The sequence below is a fragment of the Nocardiopsis sp. FIRDI 009 genome (assembly GCF_003386285.1).
GTDB lineage: Bacteria > Actinomycetota > Actinomycetes > Streptosporangiales > Streptosporangiaceae > Nocardiopsis.
The window spans coordinates 64011-87993 of sequence record NZ_QPNC01000002.1; the positions used below are offsets into that span (position 1 = coordinate 64011).

A 23983-nucleotide genomic window follows, 5' to 3' on the forward strand; every position below is an offset into this window, starting at 1 on the left:
CTGGGGGCACAGTCTCTCAAGTATCAGGCGTCACCGGGAGCGGATCGGCACCGCGCCCGTTCGGAGTGCCGCCACACAATCCGGAACCAGTCCGGCCTGTGAGGCGTCCCACGATGTGTCTGGCGGTCGCGGGAAGCCGGTCGCGCCACGCGGTGTTGACACGTGGTGGATCGACCGATCCCCACCGAGCGCCTGACAGGAAGTGGATATGAGCGACATGACGAAGACGGGCACCGAGCTGTTCACGATGTACACCACCCCGTGGTGCGGATACTGCAAGCGGCTCAAGAGCCAGCTCGCCCGCGAGGGGATCACCGGGCGTGAGGTGAACATCGAGGAGCACCCGGAGTCCGCGGAGATCGTGATGAGGGTCAACGGCGGGAACCAGACCGTTCCCACGCTGGTCTTCAGCGACGGCGCGGCGATGACCAACCCGTCGCTCGCTCAGGTGAAGAAGAAACTGACCGAGTTGGCGTAGGTCGGTGCGCGGGCCGCGGTCCCCCTCGGGGCGCGGTCCGCACCGCGGGGACTCCTCCCCCGGGGCCGCGGGCCCCGGGGCATCCGCGCACCGTCCGGCGACCGGCACGGCCGACCTCTGGTCGGACGAAGACGACGGGGAGTGTTGAGTTGGGGGACGACATGAGGTCTCATGACAGCGCGGTCGCCGACACGTTGGACGTCGGCGTGGTGCGCCGTACCCCGACGGGTTGGCGGGTCGAGGGCGGGCAGGAGCTGCCCGACCTGGTGAGCGCCATGGTCCTGGCGGACCTGCTGTCGAACGAGGCCGGTGTACCGCGGCCGCGCACGCGGTCGCCCGGGCGCGCGCCGGAGGGCGCGAGCGAGGTGGAGCGGCTGCGCCACACGGTCGCGCAGCTGGAGCACGCGCTGCACTCGCGGGTCACCGTCGAGCAGGCGATAGGTGTCCTGGCGGAGCGGCACACACTGCTGCCCAGAGAGGCGTTCGAGAAGCTGCGGTCCTCGGCGCGCTCACGCGGGCGCAAGGTCGCGGACCTGGCGCGGGACGTGGTGGAGAGCAGCACGAGCCCCCTGACCCCGCTCCCGGACGAGCTGAACTCCTCGACCGACGTGAACTGAGGCCGCCGCCGACGGCGGCGGGGGAACGCGGGGCCGGGCCCCGCACGACCGATCCGGGGGACGGACGTGCGGGGCTGTGCTTGTTTTGGTCCTCCGCTTCGCTTCGGACCGTGTTCGGGCGCCCCAAAGGCAGGGATTCTTCATCCTCAGCTGCGCCTGTCGCTCGTCCCTCGCTACGCGGCTTGCCTCGTCTTGCAGAACCCTGCCGGCACCCGAACGAAACCCCCTGGAGCGCACGTTCAGGGCCCACCCACAGGGGCCGCTTACACGGAAGAACGGAGCCTCCGCTTCGCTTCGGACCGTGTTCGGGCGTCACCACTCGCCGGGCAGTTCGCCCCCGTACCAGTGCTCGATGAGGGTACGGGCGATGGAGGCGCGCCCGGGCAGTGCGACCTCGCCGGAGTCCACGTCCGCGAAGAGGCGCTCACGCGTGAACCAGCGGGTCTCGGCGATCTCGTCGTCGGTGCGCCGGGTCTCCCCGACCGCCCGCGCCGTGTACCCCACCATGAGGCTGCGCGGGAACGGCCACGGCTGCGACGATAGGTAGCGCGGGGCCTCGACGACGACCCCGGCCTCCTCCGCCACCTCGCGCACCACCGCCTGCTCCAGCGACTCCCCCGCGTCCACGAAGCCCGCCAGGACCGAGAAGCGCTGCGGACCCCACTTGGGGTTGTTGCCCAGCAGGGCCTCCTCGCGGCCGTCGCGCTCGCGGTGCACCAGCATGATCACGGCCGGGTCCATCCGGGGGAACTGCTCGGTGCCCTCCTCCTCGCACACGCGCACGTGTCCGGCCGCGGCCATCCTCGTGCGCGACCCGCAACGCGGGCAGAAGCCGTGCGAGGCGTTCCAGTTGGCCAGCGCGACCGCCCGGGTCATCAGCCCGGTGTCGCGGTCGTCGAGCAGGGCGCCGATCTGGCGCAGCGACGCCGGCTCGGCGGTCGGGGTGGCGGTCAGCTCCCGGAGGGAGCGGACCGCGAAGTAGGCCGTGCCGTCCTGGACGCCCAGCAGGTACCGCTCGCCCTCGGGGGCCCGGTCCGGGCCGGTGAACACCAGTCCGGGCGCCCGGCCGGTGGTGACGAGCGCGCGCGACTGCTTGTTCATGACCGCCTGCCAGCCGTAACTGCCGGGGTCGCCGCCCTCCAGGACGAGCACCCGGGTGCCGGGGTCCGCCCACGCCTTCTCCAGCCACGCGGCGTCCGCGCGCAGGTGGCCCGCGGGGTCGACCGTGGATCGGGACAGTGAGGGGATGGCGTCGGCGTCCATGGGTCCTTCCGGGGTGATCGGTCCGGCCGTGGGGATACGGCCCTCGCCCTACAGGTAACACCACCGGGGCGGCGGAGCATGCCCGGTGGCCTCCTGTGTCCTCGTCGGCCGCCGGTCAGCCGCGACGGACGGCGGCCAGCTCCTCCCACAGGTAGGCGGCGCTCTCGGCGCCCTTGAGCAGGAGCGGGACCTCGACCTTCTCGTTGGGCGCGTGGATGCGGTCCTCGTCGAGGCCGACGGCGACGAACACCAGCGGCGCGCCCAGGATGTCGGCGATGTCGGCCTCCGGACCGCTGCCGCCCTCGCGGGTGTACAGCACCCGGGTGCCGAAGGCGCGCTCCATCGCGGTGCGGGCGGCGCGCAGCTCCGGGGAGGTCAGGTCCGAGGCGCACGCGCGCACGCCGGGGCCGCCGAACTCCAGCTCGGCGCGCAGACCGTCGGGGACGCCCGCCTCGACGAACGCCCGGACGCACTCCTGGACGTGCGCGGGCTCCTGGCCGGGCACGAGGCGGAAGCTGACCTTGGCGTGCGCGGAGCGGGGGACGATCGTCTTGCCGCCCGCTCCGGTGTGCCCGCCCCACATGCCGTTGATCTCCGCGGTCGGGCGCAGCCAGATCCGCTCCAGGGTGCTGTACCCGGCCTCGCCCCACGTGGCGGTGGAGGCGGCGGTGGCCAGCCACTCCTGCTCGTCGAACGGCAGCTGGGCGATGAGCTCGCGCTCCTCGTCGCTGGCCTCGACCACGCCGTCGTAGAAGCCGGGGACGGCGATCCGCCCGTCGGCGTCGTGCAGACCGGACAGCAGATCGCTCATGGCCTTGAGCGGGTTGGGCACGGCGCCGCCGAAGGAGCCGCTGTGCAGGTCGCGGTCGGGGCCGTACAGAGCGATCTCGACGTCGGTGACGCCGCGCATGCCCACGCACATGGAGGGGGTGTCGGCCGCCCACATGGTGGTGTCGGAGATGACGGCGACGTCGCAGGCCAGGCGCTCGCGGTTGGCGCGCATCAGCTCGGCGAAGTGCACCGAGCCCGACTCCTCCTCGCCCTCGACCAGCAGTTTGAGGGTGACGGGCGGGGCGTCGGCGCCGGAGACGGCCAGGGCGGCGCGCACGCCCAGGGCGTGGAACAGGACCTGGCCCTTGTCGTCGGAGGCGCCGCGCGCGTACAGGGAGGTGCCGCGTTCGGTGGGGGTGAAGGGGTCGGTCTCCCACTCCCCGACCGGGTCGACGGGCTGGACGTCGTGGTGGCCGTAGACGAGCACGGTGGGGGCGTCGGGGTCGGCGGCGGGCCACTCGGCGTACACGGCGGGCAGGCCGGGGGTCTGCCACACCTCGACGGTCGGGAAGCCGGTCGCGGTGAGGTGGTCGGCGAGCCAGCGGGCCGAGGCGCGGACGTCGTCGGCACGGGCGGGGTCGGCGGAGATCGACGGGATCGCCAGCCACTCCTTCAGGGAGGCGAGGAACTCGTCCCTGTGCGCCTCGATGTAACCGCGTACGTCCATGTTAGTCCCGTTCCTTCCTTGACGTCCTTGTCCGCTCCGAGCCTAGGCGCCGCGCCGACCGCCCACGGACACCAGGGGCGCGACCCGTGGCCCCGGGACGCGCGAAACCGTACCGGGAACCGTTCGCGGCGCGGGAGACTCGAAGAGTGCAGCGGGCGGGACAGCCCCGCCCCACGACGAGAGGAACGCCCGTGGACTCCGCTCCCTCCGCCGCGATCGCCGAGCGGTTCGGCACGCTCTTCGACACCCTGGACAGCGACAACGACGCCACCCTGGCCTGGGACGACTACCAGCGCCTGGTCGGCCGCTACACCGAGGGATACTCCCTGGACGCGGACGACGCCCGGGCCGGGGCGATCCGCGCCGCCTACCGCGGGCTGTGGGATGAGCTGGTCCGCCGCTCCGGAACCGACGGCGACGGCCTGGACCGGGAGGCGTTCGTGGGGGCCATGCGCGCGGTGTCCGAGGACACGAGCCGGTCCAACCCGACCGAGGCGCTGGCCGACGCGGTCTTCGACCTCCTCGACGACGACGACAACGGCTCGATCAGCGAGGCCGAGTACGTCGAGTACGCACAGGTCCTGGGGGCGACCGTCGACACCGCGTGGGAGCGGTTCAGGGCCCTGGACACCGACGGCGACGGGACCATCAGCCGCGAGGAGTTCATCCAGTCGGGCCGGGAGTTCCTCTTCGGCGCGGACACCGACTCCGCGGGCGGGTTCGTCTTCGGCATGGTCTGACCCGGCGGGGCGGCCCGGGCCGGGTCGGCACCGGCGCGGCGGTCCTCGTCACCGCCCGGGCTCGGGCACCGAGGCGATGAGCGCGGCCAGGCCCTCGGCGTCGAGCAGGTCGGCGGGCCGGACGGTCTCCTCGGCCCGGACGTAGTGGAAGGCGGCCCGGACCTCGTCGAGGTCGACCCCGGCCAGTTCGGCCCACGCCAGCCGGTAGGCGGCCAGCTGCACGCCGACCGCGCGCCGTTCGGCCTCCGTGGTGGGCGGGTGGCCGGTCTTCCAGTCGACGACGTCGTAGCGGCCGGTCTCGGGGTCGTGGAACACCGCGTCCATCCGCCCCCGGATGAGCCGGTCCCCGATGACCGTCTCGAAGGGCGTCTCGACCTCGATCGGGACGCGCGAACCCCACTCGCTCCGCTCGAAGCGGCTCCTGAGCTCGGCCAGGTCCTCGTCCTGGTCGGCGGTCTCGTCGGCGGCGCCGGGCAGCTCGTCCAGGAGCGTGGCGTCCCGGCCGAAACGCTGCTCCAGCCACGTGTGGAAGGCAGTGCCGCGCCGGGTGTGCGGCGCGGGCGGACGCGGCAGCGGCCGACGGATCTGCCGGGCCAGGGCGGAGGGGTCGCGGGCCAGCCACACCATGGACGACACCGACAGGTGGGCGGGCAGCTCGACCTCGATCGGCCCGTCCCCCGCCCCGGCCGCCGCGGCGCGGCGATGGGCGAGCAGGAGTTCGGTGTCGCGCTCCCACCCCTGGAGGCGTCGGCGCAGGCCGGCGGGGGCGGGCTCGGCGGGGGCCGTACCCGCGCGCAGGCGTTCCCGGGCGCGCTCGACGAGGGCGGCGCCCGCCAGGATCTCCGCCCGCCGGGTGTCCGCCGACCGCCGTCCCGCCGCGTCCCCGTCCGGCCCCGGGACGCCCTCGGCGGCGTCCTCGGCGGCGTCCTCGGCGTGGACCGGAGGCCACACGGCGGAGTTCTCCTCGGCGTCGTGCGGGTTGGTCTCCTCCGGGTCCGGGGGCGGCGCCCAGGCCACGACCGACCCCGCCCCCGCCTCGCACGCCTCGCGGACCTCCTCCAGGAACACCGACGGACCGCGCGGCGAACTCCCCGTCCGCCCCCACCAGTGGCCGGTGCACAGCAGCGCGAAGGACGCGCGGGTCACGGCCACGTAGGCCAGCCGCCGCTCCTCCATGAGGTGGCGCTCCTCCTCGGCCGCCTTGAAGTCGGCGATGTCCTCCTTGGTCACCCCCGCCAGGACGGGCAGACTCGCGCGGTCACCGCGCAACGGGTACGGCAGCAGGTGGTCGGCCTTGACCCAGGCCAGCGAGTCGCGCGCCCTGGCCGGGAACAGCGGCGCCCTCCGGCCCGCGCACAACCCGGGCACGATCACCACCGGCCACTGGAGCCCCTTGGACCCGTGCACGGTCATGAGTTTGACGCTGTCGGATGCGCCGATCCGCTCGCCGGGCGCCAGGCCGCTCTCGTTCTCCTCGGCGGCGTTGAGGTAGCTCAGGAAGCTGCCCAGGGTGGGGTCCTCGCTGTTGCCGACGAAGCGGACCGCGTGGTCGACGAAGGCGTCCAGGTCGGCGCGGGCCGACAGTGGGTCGCGACCCGTGCGGGCGCCCACCTCGATGTCCAGGCCGAGCATCCGCTCGACCTCGGTGACCAGGTCCGGCAGGGGCTGGCCGATCTGTTTGCGCAGCGACCGCAGCTCCTCGGCCAGACGTCCCAGGCGCTCGTAGGCGGCCTCGGAGTAGTTCTCGGCGGGCCCGGGGTCGTCCACGGCGTCCACCAGGCTGCCGCTCTCCGCGGTCAGGTCCAGGACGGTGCGCCGCAGGATGTCGTCCTCCGGCTCCTCCCCGGGGTCGGGGGCGGTCAGGTCGCGGCGGGTGTGCCGGGCCAGCTCCGCGGCGCGGGCGCCCAGCGCGGCGAGGTCGCGCGGGCCCAGCCGCCACCGCGGTCCGGTGAGCAGGCGGGCCAGCTCGTTGCCGGCCGAGGCGTCGTGCACCACGCGCAGGGTGGCGATGATGTCGCGGACCTCCGGGACGAGCATGAGCCCGCCGAGCCCGACCACCTCGACGGGGACGCCGCGCGCCTCCAGGGCCTCCCGCAGCGGGGGGAACTGGGATCGCCTGCGGCACAGGACGGCGATGTCGCCCGGGCTGATCCCGCCGTCCGCGCCGCCGCCGGACTCGCCCGCGGGCCACGGCAGGAAGTCGGGGGCGGTGTGCGCGTCGCCCGGCTCCCCCGGCCGGGCGTGGACGAGGCTGTGCACCTGCTCGGCGATCCAGGCGGCCTCCGCGGTCTCGGTGGGGAAGAGGGCGGCCAGCGCGGTGCCGCGGCCGCGGCGCGCCGGCCCCGGGTGCAGGACGGGGACCTCGGCGGCCTCGGCGCGCAGCGGCTCGGAGATCCGCTCGGCCACGCCCAGCACCCGTTCGCCGTTGCGGAAGCTCGTGGACAGGCGGCGCACGGGGGCGGGCCGCCCCGGAGCGGCCGGGAAGTCGGTGGGGAACCGGGTGAGGTTGGCCGCGATCGCGCCCCGCCACCCGTAGATGGACTGGCAGGGGTCGCCGACGGCGGTGACCGGGTGCCCCTCGCCGAACAGGGACCGCAGCAGGACGAGCTGGGCGTGGCTGGTGTCCTGGTACTCGTCCAGGAGCACGACGCGGAACCGGCCGCGTTCGATGAGCCCGACCTCGGGGTGGTTCTGCGCGATGCGCGCGGCCAGCGCCATCTGGTCGCCGAAGTCCATCGCCTCGCGGACGTGCTTGGCGTGGTCGTACCGCTCCACCAGGGGCAGGAGCTGTTCGCGGCGGCGCTGGGCGGCGACCAGGTCGCGGGTCTCCTTGGTGGGTTTGCGGGTCATCGCGTCGACCTCGGCCTGGATCCACCGGCCGATCCCGCGCACCCGGTCGGTGGTGGTCAGGTGGTCGGCGATCTCCCCGGACAGGTGCAGGACCCGCTGGGTGACGGTGTCGGCCCCGACGGTGATGTGGTCCATGGGCCCGTCGTACTCGCCGACGACGCGGGCGGCCAACTGCCAGGACTGGCCCTCACTGAGCAGTCGGGCGGTGGGCTCGACCGCCTCGCGCAGGGCGTGGTCGGCGACGATCCGCCCGGCGTAGGCGTTGTAGGTGGACACGGTCGGCTCCCCGTCGAGCACCTCGGGGGGCAGCTGCTCGGTGGCGCGCAGCTGGTCGAGCCGGGTGCGGACGCGCTCGGCCAGCTCGGCGGTGGCCTTGCGGGTGAAGGTCAGGCCGAGCACCTGTTCGGGGCGCACGTGCCCGTTGGCGACCAGCCACACCACGCGGGAGGCCATGGTCTCGCTCTTGCCCGACCCGGCGCCCGCGATGACCACGCCCGGCTCCAGGGGCGCGGAGACGACCTCGGACTGCTCGGCGGTGGGCTCGGGCTGGCCGAGCAGGCGGGCCAGCTCGGCGGGGGTCAGGCGGGGGAACGGCGGCCGCGCGTCGGCCGGGTCGGTCAGGGGTTCGGGCATGGTGGGCTCTCGGGGTGGTGGGGGAGGTTCGGTTACGGCGTTCCTCAGCGTGGCGGGGGCGCGGGCTCAGACATGCCGGCCTTCGTCCTGCACGGGGCAGCAGGCGCGCACGGCGCACGCGTTGCAGCCCTTGTTGCGGGTGGCGGTGAAGCGGGAGCCGCCCATCCCGGCGGCGACCTCGCGGACCAGGGCCGTGGCCCAGCCGGGGTCGGGGTCCTCGCCGAGCGGGGGCTGGGGCTGCTCGCGCGCCTTGCGGGCGAGGGCGGCGCCACCGACCTGGACGAGGGCGGCGCCACCGGGCTCGGTGAGGCCGAGCCTGGCGAAGGCCCCCCTGAGCACGGCCATCTGGTAGACGCCGAGCTGGGGGTGGCGGGCCAGGTCGTCGGCCTTGGCGGTGCCGGTCTTGATGTCGACGACGAACGCGCGCCCCTGGGCGTCGCGTTCGAGGCGGTCGACGCGGCCGGTGATCTCGATGCCGTCGACGTCGACGCGGAAGCCCTCCTCGGTGACGACCAGCTCGCGGTCGTTGGCGGCGTCCCAGTCCAGGAGCCTGCCGACCATCTCGTCGGCGCGCTCGCGCTGCTTGTCCGCCTGCCAGGGTCCGCCGAAGTCCAGGTCGGACCAGATCTCGTCCATGCGCTTGTGGATCTCGTCCGGGGAGCTGCCCCGGGCGACCAGGACGGCGACGGCGTGCACGACCGTGCCCAGGGCGGAGGCGGAGTCGCCGGAGGAGGCCCCGGCGGCGCGTTCGAGCAGCCACCGCAGCTGGCAGTTGGTGAAGCTCTCCACCTGGGAGGGGGAGACGCGGATGGTGTCCCCCTCCCCCGCCAGCGGCCGGTCGTCGGTGAAGGGGGTGAGCGCGTACCACTCGGACGGGTCGGCTCCGCGCACCCCCTCCTCGGCCAGCCGGGCCAGGTGGACGGCGGCGGCCTCACGCAGCGGGTCGGGCGCGGAGGGATCGGTGACCACCGACCTCAGGTCGGCGACGAGCGCGGGCAGGGAGAGCCAGCGGCGGCCGGTGCTGACCGGCTCGGGATCGCCCACGCCCAGCTCCGTGAGGAAGCGCGAGGGGCGCTCGTCGGTCTCCTCCCCGCCCACGGCAGTGACGACCAGCGTGTGCCGGGCGCGGGTGAGCGCGACGTAGAACAGGCGGCGCTCCTCGTCCAGGAGTTTGGAGGCGAGGGCGGCGCCGGAGGTGTCGGCGGAGTGGGCGTCGGCGTCGACGAGCCCCTCCACGCCCAGGAACGATCCGCGCAGCCGCAGGTCGGGCCAGTCGCCCTCCTGTACCCCGGCCACCACGACCAGCCCCCACTCCAGGCCCTTGGAGCGGTGGGCGGTGAGGATGCGTACCGCCTCGCCCTCGGGCGCGCGCTCGGCGAGGCTGTCGCCGGGGATCTCCTGGGCGGCGAGGTCCTCCAGGAAACCGGCGGGGGTGCCGGGGGGCAGGCGGTCGCAGTAGCGGGCGGCGCTCTCGAAGAGGGCGACGACGGCGTCCAGGTCGCGGTCGGCGGAGGCTCCCCGACGGCCGCCCGCCTGGCTGGCGCGCAGGAGGCGGTCGGCGAGGCCGCTGTCGCGCCACAGCCGCCACAGGACCTGTTCGGCGTCGGCGCCCTGGGCGGCCAGGGTCCGGACGGTGGCCAGGGCCTCGGCGATGCGCAGGGCGGGCGCGGCGACCTGCGGGTCGACGAGGGCGAGGTCGCGGGAGTCGCGCAGCGCGTCCACGAGCAGGCGCGACGCGGGCCGGTAGCCGTCGGGGCGGGCGGCCTCGGCGTCCTCCTCGGCGGTTCCGTCGGCGCCCTCGGCCCGCGCGGCGGCGACCCGGTCCAGGTCCAGGCGGCGCAGGGCCCGCAGGAGCCGCCGCAGCCGGACGGTGTCGGCCTCCCCGAACGGGCCGGTGATCAGGTCGCGGGCGGCCTCGTCGTCGAGTTCGCCGGGGTTGAGGCCGTAGCGGATGAGCGCGAGCAGGGGGCGCACGATCGGCTCGGCGGCCACCGGGAGGTCGTCGGCCCCCACGACCACGGGGACCGACGCGGCGGCCAGGGCACGGCGCAGGGCCGGCAGTTGGCGGGTGGAGGAGCGCACGAGGACGGCCATGTCCGACCACGGGACGCCGTCGATCAGGTGCGCCCGGCGCAGGGTGTCGGCGATGACCGCGGCCTCCTGGGCGACGCTGTCCGCCAGGAGGACCTGGACCCGCCCGTCCGGGACGTTCTCGCCGGGGGTCAGGTCGCGGTGCTCGTTGACGTGTCCGCCCGCCGACGCGACGGCGGGCAGGCGCCGGGTCACCCCCCGGGAGGCGGCCAGCAGCGCGGACCCGCTCCGGCGGCAGGTACGCAGCGCGACGACGGGGGCCTCGGAGCGGTCGGCGGTCCGGAAGCGGCGGGGAAACTCCAGGATGTTGTCGACCTCGGCGCCGCGGAAGGCGTAGATGGACTGGTCGGGGTCGCCGACGGCGACGAGGTCGCGGCCGTCCCCGGCCAGGGCGCGCAGCAGCTCCTCCTGGGCGGGGTCGGTGTCCTGGTACTCGTCGACGAACACGACCTCGCGGGCGGCGCGCTCGCGCTCCTGCACCTCGGGGTCGGAGAGCATGTTGGCGGCGACGCGGACGAGTTCGGCGTAGTTGAGCGTGGGCACGGGGGCGATGTCGAACCGGCCGGTGTAGCGGTCGAGGAACCCGGCCGCGGCCACCCAGTCGTCCCTGCCGCGCTCACGGCCGAGCCGGTCGAGCTCGGCCGGCCCCAGACCGCGCTCCTGGGCGCGCATGAGGAAGTCGCGCAGCTCCTCGGCGAAACCGCGCGTCCGCAGGGCGGGACGGAGCCGCTCGGGCCAGTGCTCGGCGCCGTCGAGGGCCTCGCCGGCGAGGAGTTCGCGCACCTCCATGAGCTGTTCCGGCCCGGAGAGCAGGCGTGGCGGCAGGTCGCCCATGCGCTGGAACTCACGGCGGATGAGGGAGTAGGCGTAGCTGTGGAAGGTGAGCGCGAGGGGCTCGCGGGTGGTGCGGCGCAGCCGGGCGGTGATCCGTTCCCGCAGTTCCTGGGCGGCCTTGCGGCTGAACGTGAGCACGAGCACGCGCGAGGGGTCCACCCCCCGGTTGTCGATGCGGTCCACGACGGCCTCGACGATGGTGGTGGTCTTCCCGGTTCCGGGCCCGGCCAGCACCAGGAGGGGGCCGCCCGCGTGCTCGACCACACGCCGCTGGTTGTCGTCCAGCACCGGCGGCGGCTGCGCCCGGTTGGCGCGCCGCACGAGTCGGTATCGGGCATGGTCCACGACCAACAGTTCACCAGAGGTCGGGGACCTTCTCATCCAGAACGGACACATCCGTCCGCTCCGCACGGGGCGGCCCCGCCGGTCCGGGAGGGCTCAGCTCCGCCCGTCCCACCGGGCCCGACGCATGTCCACGCGGTCGGCGCCGGGGCGCATGGGGGTGGCCTCCGCCGCGTAGTGGGACAGCGCACGTACCTCGTGCCCCGAGGGCGGACGGCCGTCCGAACGCACGACGCGCCACCAGGGGACGGCGCCGCCCCAGGTGGACATGACGGAGCCGACCTGGCGAGGGCCGCCCCGACCGACGTACTCGGCGATGTCGCCGTAGGACATCACCATGCCGGGCGGGATGGACTCGGCCACGGAGAGGACCTCTTCGGCGTAGTCGTCCGGGCCCGTGTGGGGGTCGTCGAAGTCGTCCAGCACACCGGAGAGCCTACTACCGCGGGCAGGCCGCGTCCCCGGTCGGCGGAGGGCCCCGCGCGACGGCACGGGGCCCTCGGGCGCCTCCGCCGCGCCTACATCCGTCCGGGCGGTCTCCCGCCGAGCTCGTTGCGGTGGACGGTCCAGGCGAGTTCCGGGTCGTCCCTGCGGGTCTGGGCGGCCTTCATCAGCCCGTAGACGCCCAGCAGCGCGATGGCCGCGCCGATCAGCCACGCGCTCCACGACGCGGCGGTCTCGTGGGTGAAGTCCAGGATCCACGGCAGGGCGATGGTCAGCAGGCCGATGGCCATCATGGCGATCTCCCCGGACACCGCCCCCGGCCGGGTCAGGGAGAGGACCGCCGCCACGATCACGACCAGGCCGAGCACGAACATCAGCCCGCCGCCCCAGCCGTACATCCCGTGCCACATCCAGCTCACTCCGAGGGCCAGACCGGCGGCGACGGCCACCCAGTCCGCCCAGCGTGCCTTCTCTCGCATCACGCGCATCACGCCACCTCCCAGCGGCGGACCGCTCCGACGGTGTGGGCGGTCCCTGGGGGACTTGTACCCACTCGCGGGCGGTGATGCCGCGGGTCACCGGGGGCTGTGGACGACGGCGACGGGGGACGGAGCGGGCCGTTCCGCTCCGTCCCCCGTCGTCCGGGCCAGGCCGGTCAGTACACGGGCAGGCTCGGGTCGACCTGGTTGATCCAGGCCAGCACCCCGCCGCCGACGTGCACGGCGTCGTTGAACCCGGCGGCCTTGACCGCGGCCAGCGCCTCGGCCGAACGCGCGCCCGACTTGCAGTGCAGGACGATCCGCTTGTCCTGCGGCAGCCGCTCGAACGCCTTGCCGTTGAGGAACTCGCCCTTGGGGATGAGGACCGCGCCCGGGATGTTGACGATCTCGTACTCGTTCTGCTCGCGGACGTCGACCAGGAAGATGTCCTCGTCCTTGTCCAGGAGGTCCTTGAGCTCGGCCGCGGTGATCGTGGAACCGGCGGCGGCCTCGGTGGCCTCCTCGGACACCGCGCCGCAGAACGCCTCGTAGTCGATGAGCTCGGTGACCGGCTCGGTGTCGGGGTCCTTGCGGACCTTGACCTCGCGCCAGGTCATCTCCAGGGCGTCGAAGATGAGCAGCCGGCCGACGAGCGGCTCACCGATGCCGGTGATGAGCTTGATGGCCTCGTTCACCATGACGGACCCGATGGACGCGCACAGCACGCCCAGCACGCCGCCCTCGGCGCAGGAGGGGACCATCCCGGGCGGCGGCGGCTCGGGGTACAGGTCGCGGTACTGCGGCCCGTACTCGTTCCAGAACACGCTGACCTGGCCGTCGAACCGGTAGATCGAACCCCACACGTACGGCTTGTTCAGCAGCACGCAGGCGTCGTTGACCAGGTAGCGGGTGGCGAAGTTGTCGGTGCCGTCCAGGATCAGGTCGTAGCCGGCGAAGATGTCCAGCGCGTTGTCCGACTCCAGGCGCTCCTGGTGCAGGACGACCTCGACGTTGGGGTTCACCTCCTTGATGCTGTCCCGCGCGGACTCGGCCTTGGGCCGGTCGACGTCGCTCTGGCCGTGGATGATCTGGCGCTGGAGATTGGACTCGTCCACGACGTCGAAGTCGATGATGCCGAGCGTGCCCACACCCGCGGCGGCGAGGTAGAGCAGTGCCGGGGAACCCAGACCGCCGGCGCCGACGACCAGGACCTTCGCGTTCTTCAGGCGCTTCTGCCCGTCCATACCCACGTCGGGGATGATCAGGTGGCGCGAGTAACGGCGCACCTCGTCCACGGTCAGCTCGTCAGCTGGCTCCACCAGCGGCGGCAGCGACACGGTGACTCCTCAGGTCTGTTCAGGTGGCTCCGCACCGCCCGGACCGAAGGGCGTCCGGCCGAGGGGGCGGGGTGCGAAGCGCGCTTGCACTTATACCCAACCTAACGGGTGGGGTTTTGCATTCCCACCCTGGGGAGGCGTGGGACACACCCCCGCCCACATGCCCCAACGTACCCCCGCCGCCCCTCGGCGCCCACGGGTTCCGCCACCCGGTTCCCGCACCGGCGACTTCGGTGCGGGTAGTGTCGTCCGTACGCGCAGCGACGATGCCGGGAGGCTTCCGTGACAGCACAGAACCGGGCCGGAAAGAGACGTCTGGGGATCGACGAGGACCCGTCGGACTCCGTCCCCGAGGCGGACGCGGCCGAGCAGAGCGCGCAGACCACCGAGGAGGAGGACGACCAGTGGCTGGACAGGCCGGCCGGTCGGGGTCTGGACCAGGCCAACGAGGCGGACCTGGTCGAGCAGTTGCGCGAGTTGGGCGCCGATGACGAGGACGAGCACCGGTGACCCGGGCCCGCCGCTGACCGCCCCCACCGAACCTACGCCGGAGTAAGATGAGGGAAAGGCTGTGGGGCGCGACACTGTGTCGCGCCGGACAGCACTAGCCACGCAGATGTTCGAGGTGGCGGGCATCTGCCATGCCGATTTCGGAGGGTGTGGGTGTGACAGCTCCTTCAGACGCCCGCGCTCGGGGCACCCGCCTGCCCCGGGTCAGGCGCCGACGCCAACTCCTGGCCGCGGCCCAGGAGGTCTTCGTCGCCCGCGGGTACCACGCCGCGGCCATGGACGAGATCGCCGACCGCGCCGGAGTCAGCAAGCCCGTCCTGTACCAGCACTTTCCAGGCAAGCTGGAGCTCTATCTCGCTCTCCTGGAGGAGCACTCCGAGGCGCTGGTCGAGAAGCAGCGCGAGGCGCTGGAGAGCACGGACGACAACCGCCAGCGCGTGATCGCCAGCTTCCGCGCCTACTTCGACTTCGTCGCGGGCGACGGTGAGGCGTTCCGCCTGGTCTTCGAGTCCGACCTGCGCAACCTGCCGGCCGTGCGCGAGAAGAGCGAGCGGACCTTCCAGCGCTGCGCCGAGCTGATCGGCGAGGTGATCCGCCAGGACACCAGCATCTCCGACGAGGAGGCCCGCCTGCTGAGCATCGGCCTGGTCGGTATGGCCGAGACCAGCGCCCGCTACTGGCTCAACAACTACGGTGAGGTGCCCAAGGAGGCCGCCGAACAGCTCGTCGCGCGTCTGGCCTGGCGCGGCATCAGCGGCTGGGACCTGCACCGGCAGCCCGAGGAACGGGACGAGCGGTAACCCCGCCCGGCCGACGGCTCCGGCCGCGGCCCCTCCTCCGGAATCCGGACCACCGGGCCCCCGGGAGCGCCGAGCGCGCCCCGGGGGTCTTTTCGCGTCCGCGGACGAAAGGGAACGTTGTCCGAACGACACTCCGGGGATTATTCCATATTTCTGAAAAGGAATATCCAAGAAAGGGCAACCATCCCCTGACAAGGCGGGCAAAAGGTTCAATCCCCGAAGGTCGGGTATCGCGGAAATGAGAAGTACGGCACTTTTGTTCGCCGTACCCGTCCGGGCTAGATCCGTGCCCCGGCGGACAACGCGATTCGGGGGTGAAGACGTTATGGACATTGGTCAGGGCGTGACCGCGGCCTGGGAGATGGTGGCGACCTTCGTGCCGTTGCTGGTCGGTTTCCTCGTGATCCTGGTGGTCGGCTGGTTCGTCGCCTGGGTCCTCGGCAAGCTCGTCGCGAAGGGCCTGCACTCGATCGGCCTCGACCGGGCACTGCACCGCGGTGGTGTGGGGGAGTACTTCGAACGCAGCCGCTGGGGCGCCAGCGAGCTGTGCGGGAAGATCGTCTACTTCGTCGGTCTGCTGTTCGTGCTGACGCTCGCGTTCAACGTCTTCGGCCCGAACCCGGTCAGCCAGCTGCTCAGTGAGGTCATCGCCTGGATCCCGCGCGGCGTCGTGGCGCTGGTGATCCTCGTGGTGGCCGGAATGGTGGCCAAGGCCGCCCGGGACGTCCTCATCGGGGCGCTCGGCGGACTGTCCTACGGCCGCCTCCTGAGCAACATCGCAGCCGTCGCCATCATGGCGCTCGGTGTGATCGCCGCGCTGAACCAGATGGGCGTGGCGATGAGCGTCACGATGCCCGTCCTGATCGCCGTCCTCGCCACGGTCGGCGGCATCCTCGTCGTCGGTGTCGGCGGCGGTCTCATCAAACCGATGCAGTCCCGATGGGCGCGCTGGCTGGACGTGGTCGAGCGCGAGACCGGCCAGATGGGCGCCGGCCCCAGCTACGAGGCGGGACGCGAAGCGGCGATGCGCCGCCCCGCCGAGGAGCGGGGGAAGGAGAGCCCGGAGGCCAGGACCGCCCCCGGGCGGAGCGGCGAGGGCGGATCCGCCCCGTAGCCGCGCACGAGACCTGCGGCCGCGTTCGTCGGCCGGAGGAAAGGGATGCAGGTAGGGGGCGGGGCCGACGGGCCCCGCCCTCGCGTCGCGCCCGGGCCCCGGCACCCGGGCGCGCGGGCCTCAGAGCAGCTCGGAGTCGCGAAGCTCCATGCGCGACAGGTGCTCGATCCTCCGGAACGCGAGAACGCCCGAGGCGATGATCGGGACGAACGCCAACCAGAAGACCACGCTGCCCGGCCCGGAGAAGACCATCGACACCAGCGCGACCACGATGATCAGTGCGAACAGCGCGAAGTCGAGGCGCTCCTGTTGGATCAGAACGCCGACCGGTGGACGCGCCGCCCCATGCCGACCGCTCCTCATGCGCATTCCTTTCTCGCGGCTCTGCGGGCCGCTCCGCCAGTCGCGGTCCCGGCCACTGCGCACCGGCACCACGTGTCCCACGTTGCATTCCGCAGGGCCCTGGACCAGCCTCGGCGACGGGGCCGATCGTCGGCCTCTCGATCGTCACCGGCTACCTTCAGCCTACGCCGAGCTCCGGGTTTTCGCTGGGGAACGGGTGGGCCCGGCCGCAGCGAGCATCCTCGCGTCAGGCATGCACGACCGCCCGCGGATGCCACCAACCTAGCGGACGAAGCCCCGTTCCTTCGCCAGGCGGCAGATCGCGAGGATGCGGAGGGTCTCCCAGTCGTACTCGACCGCCTCGGAGTCCCAGCCCCGTTCGAGGCACCCGTCGATGAAGCCGTGCAGGTACGTGCCGAGGCTGCGCGCCGTGAGCCGCCCTCCCGACGAGGTGATCGCGTCGCACACCTCCGCGGCGTGCTGGTCCAGCTCAGCGGCCATACCGGGCTCGATCGGGGAGTCGAGCGGACCGAGCTTGTGGAAGTCACGGGTGAGTCCGGCCAGCGGGTGGCGCACGGAGGTCCCACGGGGCATGGAAGTACCTACTCGCGTGGTCAGGAGACGGGAAACGTCATCGACTATACGTGCATTGACCAAGGAATCGTCATGAAAGTGTTGACCGGGAACCCCGTCCGACCACGTGCGAGGCGGTGGCGGCGACCGCCCCAGACCGCCCTCCCGGCGGGCGGAACCCGGCCGCCGGCGGGGCTAGTCGGCCAACCCCATCGCCCGCAGGCGCGCGGAGTGCCCCTCGGTCAATGAGGCGAACATCCTACTCACGGCGGCCAGGTCGCCGACGTCCGAGGAGGTCTCCGACCCGCCCCCGGCCAGCAGCCTGGCCAGTGCGGGGCGCTGCACGGCCACGGCCTGCGCCTGGCTCAGGGCCTCGCCGACCAGGCGCCGCGCCCACAGGGCCAGGCGTCCCGCGAGCGTGGGGTCCTCCGCCAACGCGCCGCGCACCGTCTCGGTGACGAACTCGGCGCGGCCGGTCTCGGCGAGCACGCCCTCGATCAGGAGGCGTGTCTCGTCGTCGGCGAGACCGGCGACACGGGCGTAGAAGTCACCGGCGATGCCGTCGCCGACGTAGGTCTTGACCAGGCTCTCCAGCCAGCTCCGCGGCTCGGTGCGCTCCGTCCAGGCGTCCAGTGGCGCGACGAAGGGCGCCATGGCCTCCTCGGGGTCGGCTCCGAGCTCCTCCAGCCGGTCCCGGAGCGCCTGGTAGTGGGCCTGCTCCGTGGCGGCGAGGGCGGCCAGCTGACCCTTCGCCCGCAGGGTCGGCGCGAGCCCGGCGTCGTCGGCGAGCCGGAAGAAGGAGCCGAGCTCGGCGTAGGCGAGCAGCCCGAGGAGATCGATCACGCCGGGGTCGGTGGAAGGGCCTTGCGTCATGCCCGTCAGGGTAGCGCCCGGTGCGCGGGGCGCCGAACCGGGGCGAGTCACCCCGGTGCCGAGACGGCCCCGGGGACTAAACACGGGGCGCGGACGGTTGCATCGGCTGGGAACGGGTAGGTCCCCGGCAGTCCACAGCCTGGTGAACTGCTATGTCCACCGGCTGAGTCACCAGCTAGACTCTGCGTGATGACCGGCGTGTGCAGACAGCCAGACCAACCCTCGCCCGATCGGGGGCGGTCACCCGGCCACCACGAGGCGGCGATCGGTGCCGGTCTGGAACACAGCGGCCCTCGAAGCGCCCTCACACGCGGGGACGGACCCCTCGTACACGACACAGAACTGCGGATGGAGCCGGTCCGCGGGCGGGGTACACCCCGGCCCGCACGGACTCCAGGCGGCAGCGCCACCGCGCCCTCACCGGAAAGGTGGAGCAGCGGTGAGCCGCGCCCTCCGCGGCGGCCAGGAGCCGCCCGCGACCGCACCCCGCCGCGGCCACGCTGACGCCCCGGCCCGCAAGATGGAGGCTTGAGCCCTGAGCAGCACACAACAGACCACACAGACCGCACAGCCCCGAACGACCTTCCGCGATCTGGGCCTGACCGCCGAGATCGCCGACGCCCTGGAGGCGGAGGGGATCATCGAGCCCTTCCTCATCCAGGAACTGGCGCTCCCGATCGCCCTGGCCGGCAGCGACATCATCGGTCAGGCCCGCACCGGCACCGGCAAGACCCTCGCCTTCGGACTCCCGCTGCTCCAGCGGGCACAGGAGGCCCCGGGTTCGGCCAAGCGCCCCCGGGCCCTCGTCGTGGTCCCCACCCGTGAGCTGGCCATCCAGGTCGCCGCGGACCTGACCACCGCCAGCAAGCGCAACGGCCTCCGTGTCCTCACCGTCTACGGCGGCCGTTCCTACGAGCCGCAGATCAACGGCCTCAAGGAGGGCGTGGACGTCGTCGTCGGCACCCCCGGCCGCCTGCTGGACCTGGAGAACCAGAAGCACCTGCGGCTGGACCAGGTCTTCGCGGTGGTCCTGGACGAGGCCGACAAGATGCTCGACCTCGGGTTCCTCCCCGACATCGAGCGGATCCTCACCAAGACCCCCGCCGAGCGCCAGACCATGCTGTTCTCGGCCACCATGCCGAGCGAGATCGTCGCGCTGTCGCGGAAGTACCTGCGCCAGCCCACCCACGTGCGGGCGAGCGACGACGACGAGATCGACGGCTCCTCCATCACCGGGCGGATCACCCAGTACGCGTTCCGCACGCACCAGATGGACAAGATCGAGATGCTGGCCCGCCTGCTCCAGGCCGAGGACCACGGCCAGAGCATGGTGTTCTGCCAGACCAAGCGCGCCTGCGACCGGGTCGCCGGCGACCTGAAGGCGCGCGGGTTCGCCGCCGCGGCCGTCCACGGCGACCTGGGCCAGAGCCAGCGCGAGCGCGCCCTGCGGGCCTTCCGCAACGGCAAGATCAACATCCTGGTCGCCACCGACGTGGCCGCCCGGGGCCTGGACGTCGACGACGTCACCCACGTCGTCAACTACGAGACGCCCGAGGACGAGAAGACCTACACGCACCGGATCGGCCGCACCGGCCGGGCCGGACGCAGCGGCACCGCCGTCACCTTCGTGGACTGGCAGGAGATGCCGCGGTGGAAGCTGATCAACGCCGCCCTGGACCTGCCGTTCCCGGACCCGGAGGAGACCTACTCCACCTCCGAGCACTTCTTCACCGCCCTCAACATCCCCCCGGGCACCAAGGGCAAGCTCGCGGCGGACAAGCGCACCCACGCGGGCCTGGAGGCCGAGGAGGTCGAGGACATCGGCGACACCGGCGGCCCGCGTGCCGAGCGCGGCGGACGCCGGGACCGCGGCCGCGGCGAGAGCGACCGCGGTGAGAGCGACCGCGAGGAGAGCCGGAGCCGGGGCCGCAAGCGTTCGCGCCGCCGTACCCGTGGCGGCAAGGCCGTGGCCGCCGCCGAGGGCGCGGGAGCCGAGAAGGCGCCCAGCCAGCCCGCCCGCTCCGGGGGCCAGCCCTCCGGTGAGGAGGGCGCCAAGCGGGTCCGCCGCCGTCGCCGTACCCGTGGTGGCGCCAGCGCCGCCCGCCGGGACCCGGAGAACACCTGATCCCGTTCCCGTCGCCGACCGCACCGCGGTACCGCCGTCCACCCACGGCGGTCGGCCCCTCCCCCGGGAGGGCCCGGGGGCGACGGGTCCGGGCACCGTGACCGTCCGCCCAGGTGGCGGACGGGCGGTCGGAGACATGCCCTAGGGTTGCCCGACGTGAGTACACCGACCTTCCTCGACCCGCCGCCCGGTGTGCGGCGGGCGGACCTGCACCTGTCCCACGGCCCGGTGGCGGCCCTGCGCGCGCTGCCGACGTCCGGCGGCGCCGAACTGGCGCCCGCCGTCCTGGTGCACGGATTCACCGGCAGCAAGGAGGACTTCATCGCCCTCCTCCAGAGCCTGGCGCAGGCCGGCCGGGAGGTGGTCGCGATCGACCTGCCCGGCACCTACGAATCGCCCGGACCGGAGACCCTCACCGCCCCTCCGGGCGTCCAACTCCCCGACTACCGCCTCTCCTCCCTCGGCGGTGTGGTCGCCGAGGTCGTCGACGAGGTGGGGGACGGCTCACCGGTCCACCTGGTCGGACACTCGTTCGGCGGTCTGGTGGCCCGGGAGACCGCCCTGTCCGAGCGCGCGCCCCTGGCCTCGCTCACCCTCATGTGCAGCGGCCCCGGCGCGCTGACGGGCGACCGCGCGACCGGCGCCCGCAACCTCATCGCCGCGCTGTCCATGGACCCCTCCACCGCGCGGCTCCAGGAGCTGTGGGACGAGCAGTTCGCCTCCGAGGCGCGCCAGCGCACCGCCGACCCGCGCATCCAGGACTTCCTCCGCCGACGACTGGTGTCGAGCAGCGCCACCGGGCTCATGCGCACCGCCGAGGACCTGCTGGGTACGGCGGACCGGGTCGACGAACTCGCCGCCCTGGACCTGCCCGTCCTGGTGCTGTACGGCGAGAACGACGACACCTGGACCACCGACGAGCAGGCCGAGATGGCCCAGCGGCTCGACGCCCAGCGACTGGTGGTGCCCGGTGCCGGCCACTCCCCCAACGTGGAGGCCCCGGAGACGACGTCGAGCGCCCTGACCGCCTTCTGGAACGAGACCGAGTCCGTGGGACGGCGCTAGGCGGGGCCCGTCGTGGGCCTCCGCTCCGCTTCGGCCCGTCCGCCGCCCGCCACCGCCCCCGGACCGACGCCGACGGCACGGTGCCCACCGTGTCCGTCCGCCGCGCCGCTGAAGCGGCGCGGCGGACGGCGGTCCGGGTCAGACCCAGTCGTCGAAGTTCTTGCTCTCCGCGCCGGAGGTGGTGGCCGGGCCGCTGTCGGGCAGGATGCGGGTGGTCGGCGGCAGCGACAGCAGGGACTCGCCGATGGAGGCGAGCTGCGTCGTGTAGTCGATGTAGGTGTCGCCGACCATGCCGGGCTCGCCCTTACGCAGGGTGTCGCCGCTGAAGACCACGCCGAGCTGGCTGATGTAGTAGCCCACGGTGCCGGGCGAGGTGCCCGGCAGGGCCAGGACGTCGATGTGCAGGTCGCCGATGTCGAAGGCGCCCTGCCCCTCGACCTCGATCTCGGGTCGGCGCTCGGCGCCGTGCCTGCGGCGCCAGGCGCGCATCTCGCGGGGGTGCAGGGCGATCTCGGCCTCGGCCTCCTCCGCGACGCGCAGCGCGCCCTCGATGTGCGGGGTGTAGCCGTTGGTGCAGGCCACGAGGTAGATCTCGCGATCGCCGACGGCCTTGAGGATCGCCTCGGGGTCGTACCCGGGGTCGATGACGACGACGCCCTCGTCATCGGCCTGGACGATCCAGGTGTTGCTGACGATCTCGTAGGTCTGACCGTCGAACTCGAAGCTGCCCGAGGCCCGCACGCGCGTGATCCCGTCACCGTCGGGGCCGGTCACGCCGGGCTCCTCCGTGTCGTCGGCGAACACGTCGGCGGGAGCCTCGTCCTCGGACTCCCCCTCGGTCCCGCCGTCGTCGGCGGCCCCGGCGCTCTCGTCGGCGGTGTCCTCCGCGGAGTCCCCCTCCGCCACGTCGTCCGAGGTCTTCGCCGTGTCCTCGGAGACGGCCGAGGCGGCCTCCTCCTCGACGTCCTCCGCGGACTCCCGCTCCTCCGCGGCGGAGTCGGTGGCCTCCTGGCCGTCCTGCTTCTTCGGCTTCCGCTTCCAGAACACGGCGTCAGACCTTTCGCATCGTCCAGGTTCGGGTGGTTCGCTGCGACCATTGTCGCGCTCTCCGGCAGTGGTCCGTACCGTATCGAACGCGCGGTTCCGTCGTCCGACGCGGCCACTCAACGGGTTGCGTCCGGGCGCCGCCGGGGTTGTGCACGACGAGGCGGGCCGCGGGCGGGGGACGAGCGACAGGCGCCGCCGAGGAGGAGGAATCCCCGGCCGCAGGGGCGCCCGAACCCGGGCCGAAGCGCAGCGCAGGCCCACGACGAGCACGGGGCCCACGGGTCAGCCCCGGATCAGCGCGGCCCCCGTCGCGGGCGCCACGAGCTCCTCGAACGCCTCGGGCGCGGTGGTGCGGCAGCCCAGGCGGTGTCCGGTCAGGCTGCCGTGGTCGTCACTGGAACCGGTGACCACCACGCCCAGGTCGGCGGCCACCCCGCGCCACTCCTTGGTCTGGGCCCGGTTGTGCGAGGGGTGGTCGGCCTCGATCCCGCCCAGACCCGCGGCCACCATGCGTTCGACCAGGTCGATCGGGACCGCCCCGTTGAGCGCGCCCTCGGCGCGCGCCGGGTGGGCGAGGGAGCAGACGCCGCCCGCCGCGCGCACCAACTCCACGGCGCGGACGGGGTCGAGGGCGTACCGCGCCGTGTAGGCGGGCCCGCCCGAACCGATCCACCGGTCGAAGGCGTCCTGGACGTCCCGGGCCGCGCCCGCCTCGACGATCGCGCGCGCCAGGTGGGGGCGGCCGATCGTGTTGGCGTCGGCGTACTCGTCCCGTCCGGCCCCGGCGATGGTCAGGACCCGTTCCCAGGAGACGTCGACGCCGAGGTCGCGCAGCTTGGCCACCATCTCCTTCGCGCGCCAGGCCCGGTCGGAGCGGATCCGGCCCAGCTCGGCGGCCAGCCCCGGGTCGGCGGGGTCGAACAGGTAGGAGACCAGGTGCACGCTGGACCCGGCGTGGGCGCAGGACAGCTCCATCCCGGGAACGAGGGTGAGCCCCGGCGGCATGTGCTCGGCCGCCTCCGCGATCCCGCCGACGGTGTCGTGGTCGGTCAGAGCGAGGACGTCGAGCCCGGCGGCCACCGCTTCCCGGAGGACCTCGGCGGGCGTGTCGGTCCCGTCGGAGACGGAGCTGTGCGAGTGCAGGTCGATTCGGGTCACTGCCCGATTGTACGTAAGTCCCGTTCAGCGTGTCGGGGTGCTTCCCGAGCACGACCGACACGCTCAGTCCAGCGGTGCGAGCCGCCCGGTGAGGAAGGGGCTGAGCGCCCCGAACGGCGGCTCGAAAGCGACGCCGCCGTCCTTGATGTCGCGCAGGTCCCGCAGTGCGTTGATCTCGCACATGAGGATCGCGGTGTCCGGTGAGGCGAACACGAACCACAGCCAGTGGGCGAGCGCCTCGCCCGCGTAGACCGCGCGGTCGCGGCCCACGTCGAGGTTCCACAGGGCGATCTCGTGGCCGTCGAAGCGCACCTTGGCGTCGGCGGCCGCGGAGTCGAACCCGTCGCCGGGGTCGGGCCCCTCCAGGCCGGACAGCCGGGCGCCGAGCCCCACCCCGGGGTCCTCGGCGACGATGACCACCTCGCCGACCCCACCGAGCGGGTTGGGTCCGGACAGGGCGACGGCGGCGGCCACCACGCCACTGCGGTCGTCGCCGGCCTCGGCGAACCCGGTCACCACCCACCCGGTGGGCAACGGCCACGGGACCCAGACCGGGACGCGGGCCTGCGGAATCAGGGCGTCGAGACTGCTGGCCCCGGGGGCTCTGACCCCCTGGAGGGGCACCACCGCACCGTGGACGTCACACTGCCAGGCGCTGGTCCACAGCCCCGGAGGCTGGACCGTGCGCCCGCATCGAGGACACGAGGGCTCGGACTTCATAGCTCTAAGCGGTCTACCCCTCTGACCTGGCAGGAAACGCCGCGGGGGCG

21 protein-coding genes are annotated in these 23983 nt (G+C 73.3%); 8 read left to right on the forward strand and 13 right to left on the reverse strand.

Annotated features, from left to right (window positions below; all coding sequences use genetic code 11):
• The first annotated feature begins 217 nt into the window (after positions 1-217).
• Complete coding sequence (locus DVR05_RS01785) at positions 218-478, forward strand: mycoredoxin (RefSeq protein WP_369974486.1); 261 nt, start codon at positions 218-220, stop codon at positions 476-478.
• 161 nt (positions 479-639) lie between these two features.
• Positions 640-1095 carry an ANTAR domain-containing protein gene (locus tag DVR05_RS01790; protein WP_116244061.1) on the forward strand — a complete coding sequence of 152 codons (456 nt, stop codon included), beginning with the start codon at positions 640-642 and terminating at the stop codon, positions 1093-1095.
• A gap of 312 nt (positions 1096-1407) precedes the next feature.
• Here the strand turns inward: DVR05_RS01790 and nudC are convergent, their stop codons facing one another.
• Both nudC and DVR05_RS01800 read right to left on the reverse strand, forming a co-directional pair.
• Positions 1408-2358: an NAD(+) diphosphatase gene (gene nudC, locus DVR05_RS01795; protein WP_116244031.1), complete on the reverse strand. Its 951-nt coding sequence runs from the start codon at positions 2356-2358 to the stop codon at positions 1408-1410.
• Between the two features lie 115 nt (positions 2359-2473).
• A complete protein-coding gene (locus tag DVR05_RS01800) occupies positions 2474-3856 on the reverse strand; it encodes a dipeptidase (RefSeq protein WP_116244032.1) in 1383 nt (460 codons plus the stop codon).
• Between the two features lie 191 nt (positions 3857-4047).
• Here DVR05_RS01800 and DVR05_RS01805 point away from each other — a divergent pair, with 191 nt between their 5' ends.
• Entirely contained in the window at positions 4048-4596 is a 549-nt protein-coding gene (locus DVR05_RS01805) for an EF-hand domain-containing protein (RefSeq protein ID WP_116244033.1), read from the forward strand.
• Between the two features lie 48 nt (positions 4597-4644).
• Here DVR05_RS01805 and DVR05_RS01810 read toward each other — a convergent pair whose 3' ends face one another.
• The 5 genes from DVR05_RS01810 to moeZ all read right to left on the reverse strand — a co-directional run bounded on the left by DVR05_RS01810 (position 4645) and on the right by moeZ (position 13606).
• On the reverse strand, positions 4645-8079 hold the full coding sequence (locus DVR05_RS01810; protein ID WP_116244034.1) for an ATP-dependent DNA helicase: 3435 nt from the start codon (positions 8077-8079) through the stop codon (positions 4645-4647).
• 66 nt (positions 8080-8145) lie between these two features.
• A complete protein-coding gene (locus DVR05_RS01815; RefSeq protein ID WP_198658997.1) occupies positions 8146-11325 on the reverse strand; it encodes an ATP-dependent DNA helicase in 3180 nt (1059 codons plus the stop codon).
• A 117-nt stretch (positions 11326-11442) separates the two neighbouring features.
• A complete protein-coding gene (locus DVR05_RS01820) occupies positions 11443-11772 on the reverse strand; it encodes an MGMT family protein (RefSeq protein ID WP_232831924.1) in 330 nt (109 codons plus the stop codon).
• Positions 11773-11864: 92 nt separating this feature from the next.
• The gene (locus DVR05_RS01825; RefSeq protein WP_369974484.1) at positions 11865-12278 is read right to left on the reverse strand and encodes an SPW repeat protein; all 414 of its coding nucleotides are present in this window, start codon (positions 12276-12278) and stop codon (positions 11865-11867) included.
• A gap of 167 nt (positions 12279-12445) precedes the next feature.
• Complete coding sequence (moeZ, locus tag DVR05_RS01830) at positions 12446-13606, reverse strand: adenylyltransferase/sulfurtransferase MoeZ (RefSeq protein ID WP_116244035.1); 1161 nt, start codon at positions 13604-13606, stop codon at positions 12446-12448.
• A 282-nt stretch (positions 13607-13888) separates the two neighbouring features.
• On the opposite strand from moeZ, the gene DVR05_RS01835 reads away from it, so the two are divergent.
• The 3 genes from DVR05_RS01835 (at position 13889) to DVR05_RS01845 (ending at position 16030) form a co-directional block, all read left to right on the forward strand.
• Positions 13889-14116, forward strand: coding sequence for a hypothetical protein (locus DVR05_RS01835; RefSeq protein WP_116244036.1), 228 nt, complete (start codon positions 13889-13891; stop codon positions 14114-14116).
• A 155-nt stretch (positions 14117-14271) separates the two neighbouring features.
• Entirely contained in the window at positions 14272-14916 is a 645-nt protein-coding gene (locus tag DVR05_RS01840) for a TetR/AcrR family transcriptional regulator (RefSeq protein WP_116244037.1), read from the forward strand.
• A 325-nt stretch (positions 14917-15241) separates the two neighbouring features.
• On the forward strand, positions 15242-16030 hold the full coding sequence (locus tag DVR05_RS01845; RefSeq protein WP_116244038.1) for a hypothetical protein: 789 nt from the start codon (positions 15242-15244) through the stop codon (positions 16028-16030).
• Between the two features lie 120 nt (positions 16031-16150).
• Here DVR05_RS01845 and DVR05_RS01850 read toward each other — a convergent pair whose 3' ends face one another.
• The 3 genes from DVR05_RS01850 to DVR05_RS01860 form a co-directional block, all read right to left on the reverse strand.
• A complete protein-coding gene (locus DVR05_RS01850; protein WP_116244039.1) occupies positions 16151-16393 on the reverse strand; it encodes a hypothetical protein in 243 nt (80 codons plus the stop codon).
• 261 nt (positions 16394-16654) lie between these two features.
• Complete coding sequence (locus DVR05_RS01855; RefSeq protein WP_116244040.1) at positions 16655-16966, reverse strand: DUF6401 family natural product biosynthesis protein; 312 nt, start codon at positions 16964-16966, stop codon at positions 16655-16657.
• A gap of 174 nt (positions 16967-17140) precedes the next feature.
• Entirely contained in the window at positions 17141-17818 is a 678-nt protein-coding gene (locus tag DVR05_RS01860) for a ferritin-like fold-containing protein (protein ID WP_116244041.1), read from the reverse strand.
• A gap of 598 nt (positions 17819-18416) precedes the next feature.
• Here DVR05_RS01860 and DVR05_RS01865 point away from each other — a divergent pair.
• Complete coding sequence (locus DVR05_RS01865) at positions 18417-19943, forward strand: DEAD/DEAH box helicase (RefSeq protein WP_116244042.1); 1527 nt, start codon at positions 18417-18419, stop codon at positions 19941-19943.
• Positions 19944-20099: 156 nt separating this feature from the next.
• A complete protein-coding gene (locus DVR05_RS01870) occupies positions 20100-21008 on the forward strand; it encodes an alpha/beta fold hydrolase (RefSeq protein ID WP_232831925.1) in 909 nt (302 codons plus the stop codon).
• A gap of 138 nt (positions 21009-21146) precedes the next feature.
• Here the strand turns inward: DVR05_RS01870 and DVR05_RS01875 are convergent, their stop codons facing one another.
• The 3 genes from DVR05_RS01875 to DVR05_RS01885 form a co-directional block, all read right to left on the reverse strand.
• Positions 21147-22055, reverse strand: a complete 909-nt coding sequence (locus DVR05_RS01875) for an MBL fold metallo-hydrolase (RefSeq protein WP_116244043.1) — start codon at positions 22053-22055, stop codon at positions 21147-21149.
• Between the two features lie 282 nt (positions 22056-22337).
• On the reverse strand, positions 22338-23213 hold the full coding sequence (locus tag DVR05_RS01880; protein WP_116244044.1) for a PHP domain-containing protein: 876 nt from the start codon (positions 23211-23213) through the stop codon (positions 22338-22340).
• Between the two features lie 63 nt (positions 23214-23276).
• On the reverse strand, positions 23277-23933 hold the full coding sequence (locus tag DVR05_RS01885) for a DUF6758 family protein (RefSeq protein WP_116244045.1): 657 nt from the start codon (positions 23931-23933) through the stop codon (positions 23277-23279).
• Between the last annotated feature and the right edge of the window lie 50 nt (positions 23934-23983).